Here is a 6,066-nt window from a genome sequence, read left to right as displayed (position 1 = left end):
GTAACCAACCCGCGGATATCAGCGTGATCCACCGTCGAGACTTACTGCTACGTCGCCCTCCAGGAAATTGGGGAACAACATGCAACTGTGAAACTGAATCAAACCAATCTCGATTGACACGGGGGAGTCATATCAGCTAGGAGCCACTTCAAGCAAAGCCCGTGGTGTTGTCCGGCACGACGCCGCAACGAGCGCCCGCCCTCTCCCCGGACCCTCACCCGCTAGAGGGAAGCAAATCGGCCATTTCGCAGGATTACGGCCGTCATCCCGTCTTCACGCGAGCGCCTTCAGTCCGTCATAAACGCCGCCTATAGTCCGCTGTGCGGATGCGGCATTGGCAGGTGCCCTCCCGCCTCTTCCTATCAGTCTTCGTGGTAGTTGCCCCGCGGCGTAGCGGGGTTTTTTTTGTTCGCCGTTCCGCCCGAGGACGTCTACAGCGTGCGCGGTGAAGGCAAGGACGACACACTCGGCCTGCGGGCAGCCGATGTCACCGCTGGCAGCGAACACGGCCCTTCGCATCGGGCTGGCGTTATGCGGAATACCGGGTCGACAAGACGCTTGCCGAGCAAGCCATTCGGGATGATGGCGGACAGGTCAAGCAGTGCCTTGAAGGATTTGGGAGCGTGTTGGAAGTACGGGAGACGGATGGTATGGGTCATGGCTTGGCCTTTTGGCGCGGGCTCGCGAGATCGAGTGAAATCGAGTGAGATCTCGTGGGACCGCTGTTACTTGCAGCCGGCGCGGGTTCCGGCGCAGACTCGGCTCAAAGACTGTCCCCGCAGCTGGCCCCGGTGGCTGGCGCAGGTAGACAGCCCCTTCTAACGCCCGTCTAACGCCCGTCAGCCGAAACTCCCTATAATCGAACGATCGTTCATATCCAGGGTGCCACTGGCGCCCGTTCGTGGTCCAGGAGACGCCATGCCCGCCGCCAAACAATTGCCCCAGGTCCTGCAAAACCTGGCGCTGCCCGTGATTTCCTCGCCGATGTTCATCGTCAGCTACCCCGAGCTGGTGCTGGCGCAGTGCAAGGCCGGCATCGTCGGCTCSTTCCCSKCGCTGAACGCGCGCCCTGCCGAGATGCTGGGCGACTGGCTCACCCAGATGGAAGACGATCTCGCCGCCTTCCGCGCCGCCAACCCGGGCAAGCCGGTCGGCCCGATCGCCGTCAACCAGATCGTGCACACCTCCAATGTGCGCCTGGAGCACGACATCAAGGTGTGCGTGGACCACAAGGTACCCATCTTCATCACCTCGCTGCGCGCGCCGCCCAAGGAGATGATCGACGCCGTGCACAGCTATGGCGGCATCGTGCTGCACGATGTGATCAGCATCCGCCACGCCGAGAAGGCGATCGAAGCCGGCGTGGACGGGCTGATCCTGGTGGCAGCCGGCGCCGGCGGCCATGCCGGCACGCTGTCGCCGTTCGCGCTGGTGGGCGAAGTGCGCAAGATCTTCGACGGCGTGATCGCGCTGTCGGGCTCGATTGCCACTGGCGAGTCCGTGCTGGCCGCACAGGCCATGGGCGCGGACTTCGCTTACGTCGGCACCCGCTTCATCGCCTCGCAGGAAGCGCACGCCAGCGAGTCCTACAAGCAGTCGATCACCACCTCCGCCGCGGCCGACATCATCTACACCAACCTGTTTACCGGCGTGCACGGCAATTACATCCGCGAGAGCATCGAGGCCTCGGGGCTGGATCCCGCCAACCTGCCGCAGGCGGACAAGACCAAGATGGACTTTTCCAGCGGCGCGTCCAAGGCCAAGGCATGGAAGGATGTCTGGGGCGCCGGCCAGGGCGTGGGCCAGATCCACGACATCCCCACCGCCGGCGAAATCGTGGCGCGCATGAAAGCCGAGTACAACGACGCGCGCGCCCGCCTGGGGCTTGCGGTCTGAGCGCATTGCCATCCTTTACGCCCACCCCACCCACCCCTCCCGCCGTGCGCAGCCGCAGGCAACGCGCGCTGCGCGCGCTGTGGGTGGCGCTCGGCGTGCTCAGCCTGCTGCTGGGCGTGATCGGCATCTTCCTGCCGGTGCTGCCCACCACGCCTTTCGTCTTGCTGGCCGCCGCGTGCTTCGCGCGCGGCTCGGAGCGTTTCCATGCGCGGCTGACTGCGCATCCGCGCTTCGGCCCGCTGGTGCGTGACTGGCAGGCCCACCGCAGCATTCCCTTGCGCGCCAAGCAATTGGCCATCGGCATGATGTGGCTGTCGATGGGCACCACCGCATGGCTGATGCGCGAGCGCCCGCTGGCTTCGCTGACGCTGGTCGCCATCGCGGCGGCCGTCAGCGCATGGCTGCTGTGGCTGCCGACGCGCCCCGCCGGCGGCCATGCGGCACCGTCCACGGGCCGCGACCGCGCTCAGTCGTAACGCCGCGCGTCCTCGATCACCTTGCCATCCTGCGGCAGCGAGCCCGCTGCCACGAAGCGCACCTCGCCGCGCAGGCGCATCACCTCGCGCAGCGATTCGCCGATGGCCTGCGCCAGCGCCGCATCGTCGCGCGTGGCATCGCAGTGCAGGGTCATCACGTCGGCGCCTACGCTGCCTGTCACCACCAGGCGCGCGGCGCGCACCTCGGGATGGCGCCGCACCACCTCGCCCACCTGCCCGGGATGCACGAACATGCCCTTGACCTTGGTGGTCTGGTCGGCACGGCCCAGCCAGCCCTTGAGCCGCTGGTTGGTGCGCCCGCACGGGCTGGCGCGCTCGTCCGAGCCGGCCACGAACGCCGACAGGTCGCCCGTGCCGAAGCGAACCAGCGGATAGTCTCCATTGCCCAGCACCGTGACCACCACCTCGCCGGTCTCGCCATCAGGCATGGGCTGCGTGCCGCCCGGCTCGACGATCTCCACCAGCACGTTCTCGTCCACCACCCAGCCGTCGCCGCCCTGCGTCTCGTAGGCGATCAGGCCCACGTCGGCGCTCCCGTACATCTGCTGCACGCGGATGCCGCGCTCGGTGAACCAGGCGCGCAGCGATGGCGGCAATGCCTCGCCAGACACCAGCGCCTTGCTCAGGCTCCGGCATGGCTGGCCGATCTCGTCGCCTTTTTCCAGCAGCAGCTTGAGAAAGGATGGGGTGCCCGCGTAGGCCGCCGGCTGCAGGCTCGCCATCGCCTGCACCTGAGATTCGGTCTGTCCCACGCCCGCCGGGAACACACAGCAGCCCAGCCGATGGGCGCCGGTTTCCATCATCATGCCGGCCGGCGTGAAGTGGTAGGAAAAGGTGTTGTAGACGAGATCGCCCGAGCGGAAGCCCGCCGCGAACATCGCGCGCGCGATCCGCCACCAGTCGGCGCCGTGCCCGTCGGGCTCGTGGATCGGGCCGGGCGACTGGAAGATGTGGCGCAGGCCGCCCAGCGGCGTCGCATTCAGCCCGCCCAGCGGCGGCATGGTCTTCTGCCGCGCCGTCAGCTCGGACTTGCGCGTCACCGGCAGCGCCGCCAATGCGGCGCGTGAGTCCAGCGCGCGCGGATCCACGTCGCGCAGCACCTCCGCAAAATAAGGCGCATGCGCCTTGGCATGCGCAACCTGGCGCGACAATGCGTCCAGCAAGGCCTGCAAGCGGACGGCCGGGGCGCGCGTTTCAAGCGAATCGAAGTATTCAGGCATGGTGCGTAGTTCGCGTAGGTAGTCGCGTGATGAACCGTACTGTTTAAACCCGGACGCGCATCGAGAAGGGCGAAGACGCCGTAGCGAGCGGCCCGTGGCGGATTGGCCGAGCGCAGCCGTGCACGGGCCGAGCGGCAGGCTTGTCCGCGCTGCTCAGGCGAGCCAGCGCTTGCGCCGGCGATAGCTCTTTACGTCGCGGAAGGAGCTTCTCCCGCCGCCCTCTCCATCGTTCGCGGCGACGCCCAGGTAGAACTCCTTCACATCCTCATTGGTGCGCAGCGCCTCGGCCKCGCCATCCATCACCACACGGCCGTTCTCCAGGATGTAGCCGTAGTCCGCATAGCGCAGCGCCACCATGGTGTTCTGCTCGGCCAGCAGGAAGCTGACCTTTTCGCGCTGGTTCAGGTCGCGCACGATCTCGAAGATCTCCTCCACGATCTGCGGCGCCAACCCCATCGATGGCTCRTCGAGCAGGATCATGCTGGGCTTGGCCATCATGGCCCGGCCGATCKCGCACATCTGCTGYTCGCCGCCCGAGGTGTAGCCCGCCTGCGATTTGCGGCGCGTCTTCAGGCGCGGGAAGTAGGCGTAGATGCGCTCCAGCGCATCGCGTGTTTCACTGCGCGACAAGCCGCGCGTGTAGGCGCCGGTCAGCAGGTTTTCCTCGAGCGTCAGGTGGGCGAAGCAATGCCGCCCCTCCATCACCTGGATCACCCCGCGCTTGACCAGTTCATTGGGCGTGAGCCGGTCGACCCGGTTGCCGCGGTACTCGATCGAGCCCTTGGTGACGTCCCCGCGCTCGGCGTGCAGCAGGTTGGAGATGGCCTTGAGCGTGGTGGTCTTGCCCGCGCCGTTGGCGCCCAGCAGCGCCACGATCCGCCCCTCGGGCACATCGAGGGAAACGCCCTTGAGCACCAGGATGACGTGGTCGTAGATGACTTCGATATTGTTGACGGACAACAGGCTCATGGTGCGGCTCGGTTGGTGGTTCCTGGCTGGCTTCATCTCCGCTCGCCCGCATGCGGGCGAGCGGAGTCGACAACAATCAACAAACGCCTTGCGGCGCCCGGATCAAGACTTCATGCACGCAGGCGAGATGCCCTTTTCTTTCGCGAACTGCGCGGCACTCGCCTTGAACAGCGGATGGATCAGGTTCTTGTTGCCTTCGATCCAATCCKACACCACGACCCACTTGGTGCCGTCCCACTGCTGGATCTTCACCTTGCCCGAGCCTTCGTGGTTGTCGCAGCTGGTCTTGATCTCCGGCAGCAAACCGGTGGCGCCCAGCTGCTGCAGGCGCGCATTGTTCACGTTCAGGTTCTCGAATGCCCAGCGCATGTCTTCGCCGCTCATGACCTTGCCCTTGCCATACTTGGCCTGCGCCACGCGGATCGCCTCCACCGTCACCACGGCCGCGGACACGCCACGGTTGTAGAGCACCGAGCCAACCTTGTTGCGGTCCTGCATATTGCCCTTGCCGGCGCCGTAGACGACCTTGTCGATATCGGCAATCAGCGGCACGCCCTTGCCCGCCACGTTCCAGGTTGCGCTCATATAGCCCTTGGCGGCATCGCCGGCGGGCACGGTGTCTTCTTCCGAACCTGCCCACCACGAGCCAATCATCTTGTCGCGCGCGAAGCCCACCTTCTGCGCCGCCTTGAGCGCGGTCTGGTTCATCACGCCCCAGCCCCAGAAGATCACGTAGTCAGGATTCTCCTGGCGGATCTTCAGCCACTGTGCGCCCTGCTCGTTGCCGGGGTGCGCCACCGGGATCTCGACCAGGTTGAACTTGCCGAGCTTGGCTTCGGCTTCCAGCGCCACGATCGGCTCCTTGCCATAGGCGGAGTCGTGATACAGGTAGACAATCTTCTTGCCGGCCAGCGAGCCGCCGTTCTTGCCCGCCAGGAACTTGACGATGGCCGAGACCTGCATCTGGTAGGTGGTGACGAGCGGGAAGGCATAGGGGAAGACCGAACCGTCAACCGCATCGGTGCGGCCATAGCCCATCATCACCAGCGGCACCTTGTCGGCCGCGGTCTTGTCCACCAGCGCGTAGGAGATGCCGGTCGACATGGTGTGGTACGCGGTGCCCTTGCTGGCCGGGCTCTTGCCCTTGAGCCGCTCGTAGCACTCCACGCCCTTGGCGTTGTTGTACTCCGTCTCGCACTCTTCCCACGACAGCTTGACGCCGTTCACGCCCCCGTCCTTGAGGTTGACGTAGTTCAGGTAGTCGACGAAGCCGCCATAAAAGGACTGTCCGTTGGCGCCATAAGGGCCGACGCGATAGCTGGGCAGCGCGACGAACTGCTCGCCGCTTTGCGCCTGCACCGCCAGCGGCGCCAGCAGCGCGGCCGACGCACCCACCGCCAGGGCTATACGCTGCAGATTGCGAATCAGGATGGTCATGACAGTCTCCTTCACCTTGGCAGGTGTGTTTGTTATGGAATACCCGT

5 protein-coding genes are annotated in these 6,066 nt (G+C 65.7%); 2 read left to right on the top strand and 3 right to left on the bottom strand.

Features of this window, described 5'->3' with window-relative positions:
* Positions 1-918: 918 nt before the first annotated feature.
* A complete protein-coding gene (locus AC1DS3_RS12385) occupies positions 919-1,896 on the top strand; it encodes an NAD(P)H-dependent flavin oxidoreductase (protein WP_477127256.1) in 978 nt (325 codons plus the stop codon).
* A 5-nt stretch (positions 1,897-1,901) separates the two neighbouring features.
* Complete coding sequence (locus AC1DS3_RS12380) at positions 1,902-2,372, top strand: YbaN family protein (RefSeq protein WP_441632220.1); 471 nt, start codon at positions 1,902-1,904, stop codon at positions 2,370-2,372.
* Here AC1DS3_RS12380 and AC1DS3_RS12375 read toward each other — a convergent pair.
* The 3 genes from AC1DS3_RS12375 to AC1DS3_RS12365 all read right to left on the bottom strand — a co-directional run bounded on the left by AC1DS3_RS12375 (position 2,363) and on the right by AC1DS3_RS12365 (position 6,019).
* The gene (locus AC1DS3_RS12375; protein WP_441632218.1) at positions 2,363-3,613 is read right to left on the bottom strand and encodes a phenylacetate--CoA ligase family protein; all 1,251 of its coding nucleotides are present in this window, start codon (positions 3,611-3,613) and stop codon (positions 2,363-2,365) included. The two genes, AC1DS3_RS12380 and AC1DS3_RS12375, sit on opposite strands and share 10 nt — an antisense overlap.
* Positions 3,614-3,766: 153 nt before the next feature.
* On the bottom strand, positions 3,767-4,582 hold the full coding sequence (locus AC1DS3_RS12370; protein WP_477127255.1) for an ABC transporter ATP-binding protein: 816 nt from the start codon (positions 4,580-4,582) through the stop codon (positions 3,767-3,769).
* 102 nt (positions 4,583-4,684) lie between these two features.
* Complete coding sequence (locus AC1DS3_RS12365) at positions 4,685-6,019, bottom strand: ABC transporter substrate-binding protein (protein WP_477127254.1); 1,335 nt, start codon at positions 6,017-6,019, stop codon at positions 4,685-4,687.
* Positions 6,020-6,066: the final 47 nt, after the last annotated feature.

The organism is Cupriavidus sp. 01L46 (assembly GCF_056399905.1).
The sequence above is the reverse complement of the archived record's forward strand: the minus strand, read 5'-3'. Positions and strand labels throughout refer to the sequence as shown.

What these genes read in the sequence shown, in the direction of transcription:
- AC1DS3_RS12375 (WP_441632218.1), bottom strand. Translation starts at nt 3,613, where the DNA reads ATGCCTGAATACTTCGATTCGCTTGAAACGCGCGCCCCGGCCGTCCGC.